The following is a 16,164-nucleotide window of genomic DNA, read 5'->3' as shown; positions in this document are numbered from 1 at the left end:
TGCACCATAGTGGGCGTTTCGGCGCAAGGGCAAAGGAGTTGCTGATGGGAGTGCCGCAATCCGCTGCGGGGCCTGCGGGCGAGGCCTTTCTTCAATGGATCGACGGCCGGCAGGTGGATGCCGTTTCGGGTGCTCGAATCGAAGTCGCATGTCCGTCCAACGGCCACGTCTTCGCCTCGTTCCCGGCCTCCGGAGCGGAGGACGTTGACCGCGCCGTGCGATCGGCCCGCCACGCCTTCGATGAGGGCCCATGGGGACGCATGCCGGCTTACGAGAGGGGGCGTCGACTGACGGCTCTGTCCCGATTGGTCGAATTGCACGGCGATGAACTCGCTGCCTTGGAGTCGCGCGATACCGGTAAGCCGGCACGCCAGGGCAGGGCGGATGTCACCGCCACGATCCGCTATTACGAATTCTATGGAGGCGCTGCGGACAAGGTCCACGGCGACACCATACCCTTCCTCGACGGCTACACGGCACTTACCCTGCGCGAACCGCACGGAGTGGTGGCAGGCATCATCCCCTGGAACTATCCGCTCCAGATTCTTGCGCGCGTGCTCGGTGCGGCTTTGGCGATGGGCAATACGCTGGTGATCAAGCCGGCGGAGGACGCCTCGCTGACCGCGCTGCGCATGGCTGAACTCGCGCTGGAGGCAGACATTCCGCCCGGCGTCGTCAATGTCGTCACCGGCTACGGGCGAGAAGCCGGCGCGGCCTTGGCCGGCCATCCGCTCGTAGACTACGTCACCTTCACCGGATCGCCCGCTACCGGCACTGCCATTCAGAAGGCGGCGGCCGGGAACAATCGCGGGGTGACGATGGAACTCGGCGGCAAGTCGCCGCAGATCGTCTTCGCCGACGCCGATCTCGAGGCGGCAATCCCCGTGCTCGTCAACGCCATCATCCAGAACGGTGGCCAGACCTGCTCGGCCGGCAGCCGCGTGCTGATCGAACGCAGCGTCTTCGACTGTGTCGCTAGCGAACTGGCGGAGCGCTTCTCCGCTCTTGTGGCGGGGCCGCACGATGCCGACCTCGACCTTGGTGCGCTCATCAACGAGCGCCAGAGGAGCCGCGTTGCCGCCATGGTGGCCGCTGCCGAGGAGGCCGGCACACCGGTTTTGGCGCGCGGCTCGATTGCGAAGGGCGCGCCCGACGGAGGCTACTATTTCGCGCCGCTGCTCTTCGGAGCGACCGATCCGAGGGCCGAGATAGCCCAGGAGGAGGTGTTCGGCCCGGTGCTGACCCTCTTTCCCTTTGAAGACGAGGCCGAAGCGGTGCGGCTCGCCAACGGAACCGACTACGGGCTTGTCGCAGGCATCTGGACACGCGACGGCGCGCGCCAGCACCGGCTCGCCAAACGGGTGAGGGCAGGGCAGGTCTTCGTCAACGCCTATGGCGCGGGCGGCGGGGTCGAACTGCCGTTCGGCGGTTTCCGTAGATCCGGCCACGGCCGGGAAAAGGGGCTGGAGGCGCTCCATGACATGTCGGCCACGAAGACCGTCGTGTTCAGGCATGGGTGACTTACGCGCTCTCGTCTTGATCGAGCGGACTGCAGCTTGGGGGGAAATGGCATCATGAGCCGACTGAAAGACAAGGTTGCGATTATCACCGGCGCCGCATCGGGCTTTGGCGAGGGCATGGCGCGCCGCTTCGCCGAAGAGGGCGCAATGGTCGTCGTCGCGGACCTCAATGCCAGAGGCGCCGAGCGGGTCGCCCAGGAGATCGGTGAGAGCGCGATCGCCATCGCCACGGACGTCTCGCAGCGTTCAGAGATCGACGAGATGGTCTATGCGGCCAGGAGCGCGTTCGGCCGCGTCGACATCATGGTCAACAACGCGGGCTACACCCATGCCAACGGCGCTCTTCTTCACGTCGACGAGCAGAGCTTCGACCTCATCACCGCAGTGAACATGAAGGCGATCTACTATTCGACGCTGGCCGTCGTTCCGATTATGGAGCGCCAGGGCGGCGGCGTGATAATTACCACGGCCTCGACCGCCGGGCTGAGACCGCGCCCGGGCCTGACTTGGTATAATGCCTCGAAAGGCTGGGCGATCACCGCGACGAAGTCGATGGCGGTGGAGCTTGCGCCCAAGAACATCCGGGTCAACTGCCTCTGCCCTGTTGCAGGAGAGACCGGGATGCTGGCGCAATTCATGGGAGAGGACACGCCGGAACGGCGCGCGCAGTTCAAGTCGGTGATCCCGCTCGGGCGGTTCTCGACCCCGCTCGACATCGCCAACGCCGCCCTGTGGCTGGCATCCGACGAGGCGACCTTCATCACCGGCGTCGCGCTGGAGGTCGACGGCGGCCGGTGCGTGTGAGGCAGGGCGCCGAATTCGCGGCCCTTTTCCCTCTCCCCTTTGGGGGGAGAGGTGCCGAGCGGAGAGGAGGATGCGAACGAACGCCAACCTATCGGTCTGCAGATGCCAGCCTACAAGCGCCGCCCGCTGCCGTGTAGGGAGCCGGACTTACGACTTCCCGCCGTTTTGCAGGAACTTCTTGTAAACGTAGCCCCGCTTGCCCTTGTAGACGATCTCGCACCAGCCTTTGCACGACACGACTTGCACCTGCTCCTTCGCTGGGATCGTCAGGAGGGCGGTGCCGTCATTGTCCGGCTTGGCCCGCATGGTTACGCCTTGCGTCACGCGGGTGCCAGATTCTCCGGCCTTCTTCGTGTCGTCGTCGTCCGCCTTCGCGGCGGCCTTCTTCGGCTTGTCACTGGAAGGCTTCTCCGGCCTCACGCTGGCTACCGTAGTCGCCTCGTCGGTCTTGGCCGCCTGCTTCGCCTTTGCAGGCTTCTCTTCGGCCGGCTCCTCGCTGATATAGGCCGCCACGAGATCGCTGCCCGGGACGGGCGCCTGTATCTTCTGGGCCGCGGCGAGTTCGCTCGAAGGCGCAGTCACATTCTTGCCTGCCGACTGGCTCCAGCGGGGATCGGAAGATGCGAGCGGCTCCGGGTCCAGCAGCACAGGGTTCACCGCAGGAGCCTGTTTGGGCCGCTGTACGGAGAATGGTCGATCTCCCTTGGAATCGCTTACCTGAGCCTCGGCCGCTGGCGCGGTCCCCCGCGCCTTTGTGGTGGGAACTGCGCCCTCTGCATCGGCGGCAGGCGCCGGTGCGGCGACTGCTGACGCAATGCGCGGTGCGCTCTCCATTCTGCTGAGTATCTCACGCCCAGTTTCGGAAGGCATGACCATCCAGATGGCCGTACCAGCGAGGCCGACCAGAGCTGCGCTGCCCACGCCGGCGACGATCAGGTGCGAGCGCACCCGCAATTCACTCCAGACCGAAGGTCTAGGGCTATAGTGAAGGTCCAGCGATACGCGCCGGCTCTTCGACTTGGAGCCAAACCACCCCTTCAAAATATACCTCTCCTGCGCCGTACCGATTTTTTACCGGCTTTGCGCTCTACTCACCTCAACCAGAATTGCCCTCGGCAATATCAACGGGGCTCCCTCCGAAGAACCTGTTGACTGTAACATCGTGGGCACAGAATGTGGCTACTCTGAGCCCGGAATTGGGATTTCCCACCGAAAATCTGGGGCGAATAGACCATTTAGCCCTTTTCGCCGCCCGAGTGCAACCTATGCGCTGTGGGTTTTGCCTGTTACACCCTAGGGCGGATATGGGTCACGCCGGATGCGAGACGCGGCGCGCTCCGGCCTCGGCTTTGGGGAGCGGCTCCTTCTCCTGGAAGCAATGCGCGATGATGGCGCAGCGGGTCAGAACCTGTCGCGCAGCGCGTACCAGTTGAGCGCAAGGAATAGCAGGGGAGCGCGGAAGCGCCGGCCGCCCGGGAAGGGAGGTATCCTCAACTCCTCGAAAAGCTTCAGCCTGTTGCGATTGCCGGTCACTGTTTCGGCGTAGAGCTTGCCCACGAAGTTCGCCAGCATCACGCCATGCCCGGAATAGCCACCGGCGGAGATGACATTGGGCATCACCTCGCGCACGAACGGTTTGCGGGGCAGGGTGATGCCCACATACCCACCCCAGCCATGTGTGATCTTCACGTCCTTCAGGGCCGGGTAGATCTCGGCGATCTGCCTGCGGATGTGGATATGGATGTCCTTCGGATCATTGACCGCATAGACCTCGCGGCCGCCGAACAGCAACTCACCGGTCTTGACGCGTCGGAAGTAGCGGACGACGAAACGCGAATCCGAAACCGACTCCCCGCCGGGAAGGACGGGGCTGTCGTCGCCCAGCGCTACGGTCGCTCCGATGAAGGATCCGATTGGCATGATGTGCGAGGCGCTGACCGGCTCGAGGACGTTGCCGTGGGCATTGGTGGCGACGAGCGCGTTGTCGGCCGTGATCGTTCCTCTGGGCGTGAAGATTTGGACCTTTCCGCCGCTCGAGGCGATGCCGGTTGAGGGCGTATTCTCGAACAGCGCCGCTCCGGCCGCCGCGGCCACTCTCGCCGTTCCGACAAGAAGCTTCATCGGATGGATGTGGCCCGTGCCGGCATCGCGGACGCCGCCGACGTAATGCGTCGAACCCATACGCTGCGCCGTTTCGGCAGCATCCATGATCGACAGGTGCGGGTAGTTGAAGCGCGTCGCCATCGCTTCCGCATGCGCAACGTACTCGGGCAACTCGCGCGTCTTGTGCGTGACGTTCAGGTGACCCGGCCGGAACTCGATGTCTATGTCGTTGACGCGCGCGAATTCGAGCAGATGCGCCTTGGCCTCCTCGGCAAGGTCGAACAGGGCCTTGGCGCGCTCGAAGCCGAGTTCCGCCTCCAGTTCCTCCGCTCCGGCGCGCTGTCCGGTGCCGAGTTGGCCGCCGTTCCGGCCCGAGGCCCCGTCGCCGAAACGATGCGCTTCGATCAGCGCAACCGAGGTACCGGCCTTCGCCAGATGGACCGCCGCCGACAGCCCCGTATAGCCGCCGCCGACGATTGCGACGTCCACGCGCCGGTCCCCGTCGAGCGCCGGATATTCGGGCCGCTCGCCGACGGTATCTTCATACCAGGAGACGCCGGGGGAGATGGGGGATTGGTAGGGCATGGCGGAAAGAAAGTAGGGGGTTAGGGGAGTAGGGAGTAGGGAGTAGGGAGTAGGGAGAACGCACTGCCTCCCGTCACACATTCAGCAACAGATACTCCCGCTCCCATGGACTGATCACCTCCATGAACGTCTCGAACTCCGCGCGTTTGATGGCCGCATAGGTCGAGGCGAAGGAGGAGCCGAGCATCTCGCGCAGTTCTTCATCGGTTTCGAACAGGTCGACGGCTTCGAGCAGGCCGCGGGGCAGGTCGATCTCGTCCTCGTTGACGGTCGTGCCAACCGGCGCGTCCGGCTCGATCTGCTTGATTATTCCGATCAGGCCGCAGGCCAGCGACGCGGCGAGCGCAAGATACGGGTTGGCGTCGGACGAGGGGATGCGGTTCTCGACGCGCCGCGCCGACGGGTCTGAGCGAGGCACGCGGAACGCGGTGGTCCGGTTGTCGTAGCCCCACTTCGTGTTCACGGGAGCCGACGCGGCCTGGGTCAATCGGCGGTAGGAGTTCACGTATGGCGCGAACATCACCAGCGCGTTCGGAACATGCTTCTGCATGCCGCCGATGAAGTGCCGGAACGCCTCGGTTTCCTCGCCGTCCTCGCCGGTGAAAATGTTCTTGCCGGTCTTCTTGTCGATGACCGACTGATGGATGTGCATGGCCGAGCCGGGCTGTCCCTGGATCGGTTTCGCCATGAACGTGGCGTAGGTGTCGTGCTTCAGCGCCGCCTCGCGGATCGTGCGCTTGAACATGAACACCTGATCGGCCAGTTCGATCGGATCGCCATGGCGCAGGTTGATCTCGAGCTGACCGGCGCCCTCCTCGTGGATTAGCGTATCGATCTCCAGTCCCTGGCTCTCGGAGAAATGGTAGATGTCGTCGATCAACTCGTCGAACTCGTTGACGCCGGCGATCGAATATCCCGCGCCGCCGCCGATCGGTCGGCCCGAGCGGCCGACGGGCGGGACCAGCGGATAGTCCGGGTCCGGGTTCTTGCGCACCAGGTAGAATTCGATCTCGGGGGCGACGACCGGCTTGAGGCCGCGTCTGTTGTATGCGGCGATTACCCGCTTCAGCACGTTGCGGGGCGTGAATTCCACCGACCGGCCGTCCTGGTGCACGAGGTCGCAGATCACCTGCGCGGTCGGATCCTCCTCCCAGGGCACGACCGACAGCGTCGAAAGGTCAGGCATCAGCTTGAGATCGCCGTCGTCCTCCGGATAGGCGAAGCCGTTGCCATCCTCGGGATAGTCTCCCGAGATCGTCATCATGAACGGCGCCGAGGGCAGCGCCAGCGAAGTGTTCGACGTGAATTTGCTCGACGGCATCATCTTGCCGCGGGCAACACCGGCCTGGTCGGGCGTTATGCACTCGATATCTTCGATCTCACGCCATTCGAGCCATTCGCCGACCTGTTTCCAGGTGTTCACACCGCGCTTGTTCTTGACGTAGGCTGGAACACGGGTACGCCCCGCGCGGCCATTGGGGCGGGCTTCCTTCTTTGCGGGTGGCATCAATCACCAATTTGCGTTGAATGCCTGAGATATAGCCATTCGGATGCGGGGAAGGGAAGGGGGTCAGGCGTCGGCATTGCTAAGCAGCTTGTCGACGACCGGCTGCAGCACTTCGGGAAGGATGGGCTTCGACACCACGGCATCGATCACGGCCGCATGCGCCGGGCCGATGTCGTCGAAGTTCCCGGTGGATAGCAGGATCACCGCCGGCTTCATGCGGCCGGCAGCCTGCCGCATGCGCGACAGCGGTGAAACGAGCGCGTCACAATCGGCGTTCGCCGCGCCGCCGTCGAGTATGACGAGAGCGGGCTTGATTGCAGCCAATGAGCGCGCTGCGTCTTCCGGCTGCTCGGTGATCGGATGGAGGCCCGAGCGCTCGACGATCCTCGACACGACAACCGTGTTGATGCGCGACCTGCCGACCACGAGCACAAGCGCGGGATCCGTCGTCAGCACCTCTTCGGCGCCCGCCGCTCCGCCTATTCGAGCCGTCCATTCCTCCAGGCCGGAGGGCATCGCACTCATTCAGGCAACCCGTGTCCAGTCTTCCCTCGCCAGAATACTAGGCGAGAAGATCATGAATATGAGGCCACCGTAGAGGATTATGGTTTATCGAAAGCAAACGGCCGAGGGCGGAAACTGAATTTCTTCAGCCTCACAATATTGTCTTGGCCAAAAAAGCGGCGGATCGGCTTGTCCGGTCCGCCGCTGAGTTGAGCCCTGTGTCAGTCTTTAGTTGGCCTTCCCTCGTGAACCCTCAGTGTTCCGCCTGCGTGACGACCACCGGGATGAGCAAATCACCCCAGTTGCCGTCGCCGCCGTGGTGTCGGGCCGAGCGCACCAGTTCGACGGACACGCCGGCCTCCACCGCCTTCATCACCGACTGGTTCAGGCGGTGCAGGTCGTTGGCGAGCATGCGGATCGCTGACTGCTGCTCACTGGACATGGTCGAGGCCTGTTCCTCGGCGCGTTCCTTCACCCTGGTCTTGGGCGTTTTGGTCTTTTCGGGCGTCTCGAGCATGATGTGTTTCCTCGCTTGTCGTTGAGCTATTCGGCCGCTGGTCGGAACGCTTCGGCCGCGGGCGTGAACTGCGCGTGCTCCGTCGAGCCGTGCATGGCGGTGGTCGAGGAGCGACCGCCCGAGATCGCCATCGAGACGGCATCGAAGTAGCCGGTTCCGACTTCGCGCTGATGCTTGGTCGCGGTGTAGCCGTTGGCTTCGGATGCGAACTCTGCCTCCTGCAACTCCGAATAGGCGGCCATCTGCCGATCTTTGTAGCCGCGAGCGAGTTCGAACATGCCGTGATTGAGCTGATGGAAGCCGGCGAGCGTGATGAACTGGAACTTGTAGCCCATGGCGCCGAGTTCGCGCTGGAACTTGGCGATCGTCGCATCGTCCAGGTTCTTCTTCCAGTTGAACGAAGGCGAGCAGTTGTAGGCGAGCATCTTGCCGGGATGTGCCTTGTGGACGGCTTCGGCGAAGCGACGCGCCTGGCCGAGATCGGGCTTCGATGTCTCCATCCAGATCAGGTCGGCGTGCGGCGCATAGGCGATGGCGCGTGCAATGCACGGCTCGATGCCGTTGCGCACCTGGTAGAAGCCCTCCGTCGTGCGGCCTGCTTCATGGTCGACAAAGGGCTGGTCGCGCTCGTCGATGTCGGAGGTGAGCAGCTTCGCGGCTTCCGCGTCGGTGCGCGCCACGATCAGCGTCGGCACGCCCATGACATCGGCTGCGAGGCGGGCGGCATCGAGGTTGCGGATATGGGCTGCGGTCGGGATCAGCACCTTGCCGCCCAGGTGGCCGCACTTCTTCTCGGAGGCGAGTTGGTCCTCGAAGTGTACGCCGGCAGCGCCGGCTTCGATATAGGCCTTCATGATCTCGAAGGCGTTGAGCGGCCCGCCGAAGCCGGCTTCGGCATCCGCCACGATCGGCGCGAACCAGGTGTCGACCGACAAGCCCTTGCCTTCGGCCGTCTCGATCTGATCGGCGCGCTGCAAGGTCTTGTTGATGCGCTTCGCCAGTTCCGGCCCGGCATTTGCGGGATAGAGCGACTGGTCGGGGTACATGGCCGAGGCCGTGTTGGCGTCGGCAGCTACCTGCCAGCCCGAGAGATAGATCGCCTTCAGGCCGGCGCGCACCATCTGCATGGCCTGGTTGCCCGAGAGCGCGCCCAGCGCATTGACGAAGTCCTCCTCCCGGATCAGCTTCCACAGCCGGTTGGCGCCCATTTCGGCCAAGGTGTGCCTGATCTGCACGGAGCCGCGCAGCCGCGCCACGTCCTCGGGCGAGTAGGGCCGCTCGATCCCCTCGAACCGGCCTTCCGGCGCCGACGGGACAAGGTTGTAAAAGTCTGTCATCTCTGGTTCTCTCCGCTGTTGCCGATCCATTGGCGTGCGCCATGGCGTCTGTGACAGGATTTACATTGCAGTGCGAAGAAGGCTAGGGTTTGGGCGGAATCCTGGAGCGGAATTCGGGAAAACCTGTGAGGCCTTTGACGGTGTGGCTTGTGAAGTTGTAAAATATCACACAGGATCAGAGGTCTGGCAGAGATGTAAAAGCGTTTGACAATGGCTGATCCGAAGATCTTCGCCGGCCCCCGCATCCGCCGCATCAGGCAAGCCAAGGGCCTGACCCAGACGGCAATGGCGGAGGGGCTTGGCATATCGCCGTCCTATCTCAACCTGATCGAACGCAATCAGCGGCCGCTGACCGTGCAACTCATCCTGCGGCTTGCTTCGGTCTACAAAGTGGAGCCGCAGGAGCTTCATGCCGAAAGCAAGGGTGCGGTCGCCGCGCTGCGCGAGGTGTTTTCCGATCCGCTGCTTGCAGGAGAATTGCCGGGCGAGCAGGAATTGCTGGAACTATCTGAGGTCGCGCCGAACGCCTCGGCCGCGATGGTAAAACTCTATCGCGCCTATCGCGAACAGGCGGGGCGGCTTTCCGATCTTTCGGAACTTCTGGCGCGGGAAGGGCGAGGCACCGCGGTTGCCGCGGCACGTCTGCCGATCGACGAGGTGCGCGAGGCATTCGAGCGGCGCCCCAACCATTTCCCGGGGATCGAGGAGGAAGCCGAGGCGTTCAGCAGGCTGCTCGATGCGGGCGACGATCTTTTCGGCGCGCTGAAGGCCTGGCTGAAAAGCGAATACGGCATCGTGGTCAAGGTGCTGCCCGTCGCCACCATGCCGAATTGGCGTCGCCGCTACGATCGTCACTCGCAGCGGCTGTTCCTGTCCGAGCGGCTTTCACCCTTCGATCAGCTTCGCGAAGTCGCGACGGAGGCATGCCTGCTGCGCATGAGCGTGGCCGTCGCGGCCGAGATCGAGGCCTTCCGCTTGTCGTCCGACGAAGCCCGCCGGCTGGCCCGTTTCGATCTCGGCCGCTACGCCGCGCATGCGCTGATGATGCCCTATCCGGCATTTCAGGCCGCGGCCCTGCGCGCCCGCTACGACATCGACGTCTTGCGTTCCCGCTTCTCCGTTTCCTTCGAGCAGGCGGCCAATCGGCTCACCATGCTGCAGCGCCCGGGGGCATCCGGCGTGCCGTTCTTCATGCTGGAGATCGACAATGCCGGCCATCGCTTCCGCAAGGCCGGCGCTCAGGGTTTTCCCCACAGCCGCTTTGGCGGGGAGTGTCCGAAGCTTGCGGTCCATGCCGCCTTCGGTCAGCCCGGCCAGATCCTTGTCGAGGCGGTCGAGATGCCGGACGGTGCCGAATTCCTGACCATCGCCCGCACGCTCGAAGGGCCGCAGGGCGCCTTCAACGAACGGCCGCGCCGCACGGCGTTGCTTCTCGGCTGCGATATCGGCTTCAAGGATGAGATCGTCTACGGCACGGCCCTGCCTGGCATTCCTTCGGCTTCGCTCGGAAAGGCGGCAAGCATGCCTGCGACGCCGATCGGTCCCGCATGCCGCCTGTGCGAGCGAACCGGGTGCCTCGCCCGCGCCGAGCCGCCGGTTACCCGTCCGCTGGGATTGGACGAGATGGTGACCGGGTTGAGCGCATTCGATTTTCAGTGAGGCGATAGAGCGACCTAGTCGTTCCTCTGGATCAACGATCCGAGCCAAGTCCCTTCGGCCATCTATGACCATTGCGCTTCGTGCGACATCGGGGTTCTGCTCGAAGGTGTAGAAGTCGTATGGACCGCGACCAGAAAACCGAGGCGACTTTTGCCACAACCGCACGACCTCGCTGGATCAGGCGCGGTGCATCTCCGTTCGCTAGGCCTTGTTCGGGCCGGGACATCCGGCGCTTGCGCACGTGCGGGGAAGGAATATGGCCGTTCAGAGTCCCGCTATCGATATCGGCGTTAAGCAGCGCGACGAGAGGCTCGGACTTCTACTGGTCTTCCTGTCGGCCTTCGTGTGGAGCACGGGCGGTGCGATCGCCCGCTTCCTGGAGGTCGACGACAGTTGGACGGTGGTGTTCTGGCGCTCTCTGTTCGCCGCGTTCTTCCTCGTCGGTTTCCTGCTGGTCCGTGACGGACCGCGCGGCACGGCTCTCCAGTTCCGGGCGATGGGGGTGCCGGGCGTCATTGTCGGCCTGTGTTTCGCCTCGGCCTCGACCTGCTTCGTGCTGGCGATCGCCTATACGACTGTCGCCAATGTCATGCTGATCAATGCGGGCGTGCCGCTCCTCGCCGCCCTGCTCGGTTGGATCCTTTTTCGTGAGAGCGTTTCTCGGACCACCTGGGCGGCGATCGCGGCCGTGCTCGCCGGTGTCGCCATCATGGTTTCCGGCTCCTTCGGCGGCATCGTCTCGCCGCTCGGCGACATGCTGGCTGTGACGATCGCTTGTTCCTTCGCCGTGGCGACCGTGGTCACCCGACGCTATTCGGAAGTCAGGATGACGTCTGCCGTCTGTTTCGGCACCATTGCCGCTTGCCTGGTGGCGTTCATGCTGTCGGGACCGCTGGCGGTCGGGCTTGTGGACGTCGGACTGCTCTTCGCCTTCGGCGCGCTCAATCTCGGTCTCGGCATGGCGCTGTTCGCCAGCGGCGCGCGCCTGGTGCCTGCCTCGATCGCCGCGCTGCTTGGGACCTTCGAGACGATCGCTGGCCCGGTCTGGGTCTGGCTGATCCATGGAGAGGTCCCCTCGCTTCGCACCATCGTGGGCGGAACCGTCGTGTTCGCCGCCCTGCTCGTCCATATCGGCATGCAGTTCGCAAGGAAGCCGCGCCCATCCCGTCCGGGAGTGACGGGCATTCCGTCTCCCCATTGACAGCTTCGAATGCAGCGCCAAACTTTGCAGATCGGCGATCAAAGGGCAGGGGGAGTCGTGTGGGGTCGGAGCAGTGCTGTGTCGGGATCGTGGGCAGGCGAGTTTTGATTGCCTGCGGTCCTGCCTGCTGGATGCCAGCTTATCACCAGAGCCGTTTGGCAGGGGAAATCCCAGCCAGGCTTCTGGACGGCCGATTTCATTTGTCACATTTGCGAAGTCGTCGGCGTGGCACGAGCAGATGATAGCGCTTGCTGCATCGTCCCGTCATCAATAGTCTTTTAAGCATACGGGACGCCGATCCGGCCATTGATTGCCCGAAGGGGAAGGAGAAGATCATGACACGAAATACGTTCTTGATGTCCGCCGGGGCGGCCATCCTCATGTCGCTGACCGTTGGCGCCTCTGCCCAGGAACGTGTCGTAAACGTCTACAACTGGTCGGATTACATCGACAGCTCGATTCTAGAAGACTTCACCAAGGAGACCGGTATCAAGGTCGTCTACGACGTCTTCGATTCCAACGAGATCCTGGAAACCAAGCTTCTGGCTGGCGGCAGCGGTTATGACGTCGTCGTGCCGACCGCGAACTTCCTTGCCCGCCAGATCGAGGCCGGCGTCTTCCAGAAGCTGGACAAGTCCAAGCTGCCGAACCTCTCTAACATGTGGGACGTCATCACCGAGCGCACGGCCAAGTACGACCCCGGCAACGAGTACTCCATTAACTATATGTGGGGCACCGTCGGCCTCGGCTACAACAAGAAGAAGGTGAAGGAAGCACTGGGCGTCGATGAGATCGACAGCTGGGATGTCCTCTTCAAGCCGGAGAACGTCTCGAAGTTGGCCGGCTGCGGCGTCTACGTGCTTGACTCGCCCACGGACATCTTCCCGAGTCTGTTCAAGTATCTCGGCATGGACCCGGAAGCGAAGTCGCCCGAGGATTTTGCCAAGGCCGAAGAGGTGCTGATGGCAATCCGCCCGCATATCCGGAAATTCCACTCCTCCGAGTACATCAACGCACTTGCCAACGGAGACATCTGCCTGGCTGTGGGCTGGTCGGGCGACGTGTTCCAGGCGCGCGATCGTGCGGAGGAAGCTGGCCAAGGGGTGGAGGTCGACTATGTGGTGCCGAAGGAAGGCGCCGAGATGTGGTTCGATCAGATGGCAATCCCGGCCGACGCTCCGCATGTTGCTGAGGCGCTCGAGTTCATGAACTACATGATGAAGCCGGAAGTGTCGGCGAAGGCCTCGAACTACGTGTTCTACGCGAGCGGCAACAAGGCGGCGCAGCAGTTCATCGACAAGGAAATCCTAGATAATCCGGCGATCTACCCGGACGAAGCGACTATGGCAAACCTGTTCACCGTTGCGCCCTACGATCCGAAGACGCAGCGCCTGATAACGCGCTCGTGGACGAAGATCGTTACGGGCCAGTGATCATATGGCCCCGGCCTCGTGCCGGGGCCGCTTCTTTCGAGCTGAAATCCGCATCATGCAATCACTTGGAAGCATCCGCAGGGACTTTGCGCCTTGGGCCGATCCCGAGGTGAGGCCCTACATTGTCTTCGAGAATGTCACGAAGCGGTTCGGCGACTTCACTGCGGTGAACAACCTGTCGCTGTCGATCTATGAGCGCGAGTTTTTCGCCTTGCTGGGCGCTTCCGGCTGTGGGAAGTCGACGCTTCTGCGGATGCTCGCCGGCTTCGACGATCCCACCGCCGGGCGCATTCTGCTCGACGGGCAAGACCTGCGTGGCATTCCGCCCTACCGCCGCCCCGTGAACATGATGTTCCAGTCCTACGCGCTGTTTCCGCACATGACGGTGGAACAGAACGTCGCCTTCGGGCTCAAGCAGGAAGGCATGGCGAAGCCCGAGATCGCGCAGCGCGTCGCCGAGATGCTGAAGCTCGTCAAGTTGACCCAGTTCGCCAAGCGCAAGCCGCACCAGCTTTCCGGCGGGCAGCGCCAGCGTGTCGCGCTTGCCCGCTCGGTGGCGAAGCGGCCGAAGGTGCTGCTGCTGGACGAACCGCTCGGAGCACTCGACAAGAAGCTGCGTGAAGAGACCCAGTTCGAACTGATGGACCTGCAGCAGAATCTTGGGCTTACCTTCGTGATCGTCACGCATGACCAGGAGGAGGCCATGACGATGGCCGACCGCATCGCCATCCTGGAGAAAGGCGAAGTCATGCAGGTCGCCACGCCCGCCGAGATCTACGAGGCTCCCGGCTCTCGCTACGTGGCGAGCTTCGTCGGCAACATTAACATGTTCGAGGGCACGCTCGCCCGCCACGACGGCAACGGCACCGAGATCAGGCTTGCCGACGGCATGGTGATCCGCTCGGAAAGCGGTGCGAACGTGCCGGCCGGAACGCAGGTGGCCTTCGCTATCCGTCCGGAAAAGATCGCCGTGTCGTCGCGGCCGCCGGCCGATGGGCTCAATGCCGCCGAAGGCGAGATCTATGACATCGCCTATCTCGGCGACATGACCGTCTACAACGTCAGATTGGCGAACGGGCAGATGGTGAAGACGACCTCGTTGAACGCTTCGCGGGTCGTTCAGGACCCACTGACCTGGCATGACCGCGCCTGGATATCCTTCCGGCCCGACGCCGGCGTCATCCTGACGCGCTAGGATTCGTCATGGCAGAGACGACCGCGAATACAGCTAGCGTGGGGTCGGTCCAATCCGAGACTTCGGGCATGGGGCGCTCGATCCTGGGTGCGATCACGAACCGGCTCGTGATCATCGTCCCTTATCTCTGGCTGCTGTTCTTTTTCCTCGTTCCGTTCGCAATCGTCTTCAAGATCTCGCTCTCGCAGACGGCGATATCGATGCCGCCCTACACCCCGGTGTTCGGCTTCGACAATTTCCTGGAGAGCGTTCGAGATCTGAGCTTCGACAATTACGTCTGGCTCACTGAGGATGCGCTCTATTTCAGGGCGTATGTTTCCAGCCTCTTTATCGCGGCGGTCTCGACCTTGCTGACTTTGCTGGTCGGCTATCCCATAGCCTACGGCATGGCTCGGGCGCCCACTGCCATTCGTCCGACCCTGCTTATGCTGGTCATACTGCCGTTCTGGACCAGCTTCCTGATCCGCGTCTACGCCTGGATCGGCATTCTGAAGCCCGAGGGCCTGCTCAACCAGGTGCTGCTTGCCACCGGCATTATCGACCAGCCGCTGATCATCCTTAACACCAACATCGCGATCTTCATCGGCATCGTCTATTCCTACCTGCCCTTCATGGTGCTGCCGCTCTACTCCGCGCTCGAGAAGATGGACTATTCGCTGATCGAGGCGGCGCAGGACCTCGGCTGCCGTCCGATCGCCGCCTTCTGGAAGATCACCTTCCCGCTCTCGCTTTCGGGGGTCGTGGCGGGCTGCCTGCTCGTCTTCATTCCGGCCGTGGGCGAGTTCGTCATCCCCGATCTGCTGGGCGGCTCGCAGACGCTGATGATCGGCAAGACGCTGTGGAGCGAGTTCTTCAATAACCGCGACTGGCCCGTGGCTTCGGCCGTGGCCGTCATCCTGCTGCTGATTCTCGTGGTGCCGATCATGTTCTTCCAGAGCGCGCAGGCGCGCGCCCAGGAACAGGGGCGCACATGAGCGGGAAGTGGAGCCGCTTCAACATCGTCTCGATCGTGCTGGGGTTTGCCTTCCTCTATCTGCCGATCGTCATCCTGGTCCTTTTCTCGTTCAACGCATCAAAGCTCGTAACCGTCTGGGGCGGGTTCTCCATCAAGTGGTACTATTCTCTGTTCCAGAACCAGGGACTGATCGACGCCGCCTGGGTGACGCTGCGAGTTGGCTTCATTTCGGCGACAGCCGCCACGGTGCTCGGGACGCTGGCTGCGTTGGCGCTCACACGCTACACGCGCTTCCGCGGGCGCGTGCTGTTTTCAGGAATGGTGTTCGCGCCACTGGTGATGCCGGAGGTGATCACGGGTCTGTCCCTGCTGCTGCTGTTCGTGGCGATCGGGCTCGATCGCGGCTTCCTCACGGTGACGCTTGCGCACATCACGTTCAGCATGTGCTTCGTCGCCGTCGTGGTGCAGTCCCGGCTGCTCACTTTCGACCGTTCCATCGAGGAGGCCGCGATGGATCTCGGCGCGACGCCGGTCAGGACGTTCTTCCAGATCACTCTGCCGGTGATCCTGCCCGCGATCGTGTCGGGTTGGATGCTGGCGTTCACGCTGTCTCTGGACGATCTGGTGATCGCCAGCTTCACGTCGGGCCCAGGCGCGACGACGCTGCCGATGAAGATCTACAGTCAGGTGCGGTTGGGCGTGACGCCGGAGATCAATGCGGCCTGCACCCTGCTGATCGCCTTGGTCGCGATCGGCGTCATCGCTGCATCGATCGTCAACAAGCGTCGGGAGGTCCAGCGTCTTCGGGACGAGCAGGCGGCGCAGCGGACCTGACCTAATGGGT

At 63.3% G+C, this 16,164-nt stretch carries 14 protein-coding genes; 8 read left to right on the top strand and 6 right to left on the bottom strand.

From position 1 onward, the window contains the following. Window positions 1-44 precede the first annotated feature (44 nt). Together HUI96_RS07440 and HUI96_RS07435 are read left to right on the top strand one after the other, a co-directional pair. The gene (locus HUI96_RS07440) at window positions 45-1,520 is read left to right on the top strand and encodes an aldehyde dehydrogenase family protein (protein WP_188254009.1); all 1,476 of its coding nucleotides are present in this window, start codon (window positions 45-47) and stop codon (window positions 1,518-1,520) included. Window positions 1,521-1,574: 54 nt separating this feature from the next. Continuing rightward, window positions 1,575-2,324, top strand: a complete 750-nt coding sequence (locus HUI96_RS07435) for an SDR family oxidoreductase (protein ID WP_188254008.1) — start codon at window positions 1,575-1,577, stop codon at window positions 2,322-2,324. A 147-nt stretch (window positions 2,325-2,471) separates the two neighbouring features. Here the strand turns inward: HUI96_RS07435 and HUI96_RS07430 are convergent, their stop codons facing one another. From HUI96_RS07430 to aceA, 6 genes are all read right to left on the bottom strand, one after another. Next, window positions 2,472-3,365, bottom strand: coding sequence for an SH3 domain-containing protein (locus tag HUI96_RS07430; protein ID WP_188254007.1), 894 nt, complete (start codon window positions 3,363-3,365; stop codon window positions 2,472-2,474). 360 nt (window positions 3,366-3,725) lie between these two features. Beyond that, on the bottom strand, window positions 3,726-5,012 hold the full coding sequence (locus HUI96_RS07425) for an NAD(P)/FAD-dependent oxidoreductase (RefSeq protein ID WP_188254006.1): 1,287 nt from the start codon (window positions 5,010-5,012) through the stop codon (window positions 3,726-3,728). Window positions 5,013-5,085: 73 nt separating this feature from the next. Next, window positions 5,086-6,519, bottom strand: a complete 1,434-nt coding sequence (locus HUI96_RS07420; protein ID WP_188254005.1) for a glutamine synthetase family protein — start codon at window positions 6,517-6,519, stop codon at window positions 5,086-5,088. A gap of 63 nt (window positions 6,520-6,582) precedes the next feature. Then, entirely contained in the window at window positions 6,583-7,044 is a 462-nt protein-coding gene (locus HUI96_RS07415) for a response regulator (protein WP_237684002.1), read from the bottom strand. 232 nt (window positions 7,045-7,276) lie between these two features. Next, on the bottom strand, window positions 7,277-7,540 hold the full coding sequence (locus HUI96_RS07410; RefSeq protein WP_188254004.1) for a hypothetical protein: 264 nt from the start codon (window positions 7,538-7,540) through the stop codon (window positions 7,277-7,279). 26 nt (window positions 7,541-7,566) lie between these two features. Then, a complete protein-coding gene (aceA, locus tag HUI96_RS07405; protein ID WP_188254003.1) occupies window positions 7,567-8,877 on the bottom strand; it encodes an isocitrate lyase in 1,311 nt (436 codons plus the stop codon). A gap of 210 nt (window positions 8,878-9,087) precedes the next feature. Between aceA and HUI96_RS07400 the strand changes: the two genes are divergently transcribed. From HUI96_RS07400 to HUI96_RS07375, 6 genes are all read left to right on the top strand, one after another. After that, window positions 9,088-10,536: a helix-turn-helix domain-containing protein gene (locus HUI96_RS07400; protein WP_188254002.1), complete on the top strand. Its 1,449-nt coding sequence runs from the start codon at window positions 9,088-9,090 to the stop codon at window positions 10,534-10,536. Window positions 10,537-10,792: 256 nt separating this feature from the next. Beyond that, the gene (locus tag HUI96_RS07395) at window positions 10,793-11,737 is read left to right on the top strand and encodes a DMT family transporter (RefSeq protein WP_188254001.1); all 945 of its coding nucleotides are present in this window, start codon (window positions 10,793-10,795) and stop codon (window positions 11,735-11,737) included. Window positions 11,738-12,072: 335 nt separating this feature from the next. Further along, complete coding sequence (locus HUI96_RS07390) at window positions 12,073-13,170, top strand: polyamine ABC transporter substrate-binding protein (RefSeq protein ID WP_188254000.1); 1,098 nt, start codon at window positions 12,073-12,075, stop codon at window positions 13,168-13,170. Between the two features lie 55 nt (window positions 13,171-13,225). Continuing rightward, window positions 13,226-14,365, top strand: coding sequence for an ABC transporter ATP-binding protein (locus HUI96_RS07385; RefSeq protein WP_188253999.1), 1,140 nt, complete (start codon window positions 13,226-13,228; stop codon window positions 14,363-14,365). Between the two features lie 68 nt (window positions 14,366-14,433). Then, complete coding sequence (locus tag HUI96_RS07380) at window positions 14,434-15,339, top strand: ABC transporter permease subunit (protein ID WP_188254174.1); 906 nt, start codon at window positions 14,434-14,436, stop codon at window positions 15,337-15,339. Further along, entirely contained in the window at window positions 15,336-16,154 is an 819-nt protein-coding gene (locus HUI96_RS07375) for an ABC transporter permease subunit (RefSeq protein WP_188253998.1), read from the top strand. The genes HUI96_RS07380 and HUI96_RS07375 overlap by 4 nt, the downstream gene beginning before the upstream one ends. Window positions 16,155-16,164: the final 10 nt, after the last annotated feature.

Source organism: Pseudaminobacter soli (ex Zhang et al. 2022) (genome assembly GCF_014595955.1).
Taxonomy (GTDB): Bacteria; Pseudomonadota; Alphaproteobacteria; order Rhizobiales; family Rhizobiaceae; genus Kumtagia; species Kumtagia pseudosoli.
The sequence above is the reverse complement of the archived record's forward strand: the minus strand, read 5'-3'. Positions and strand labels throughout refer to the sequence as shown.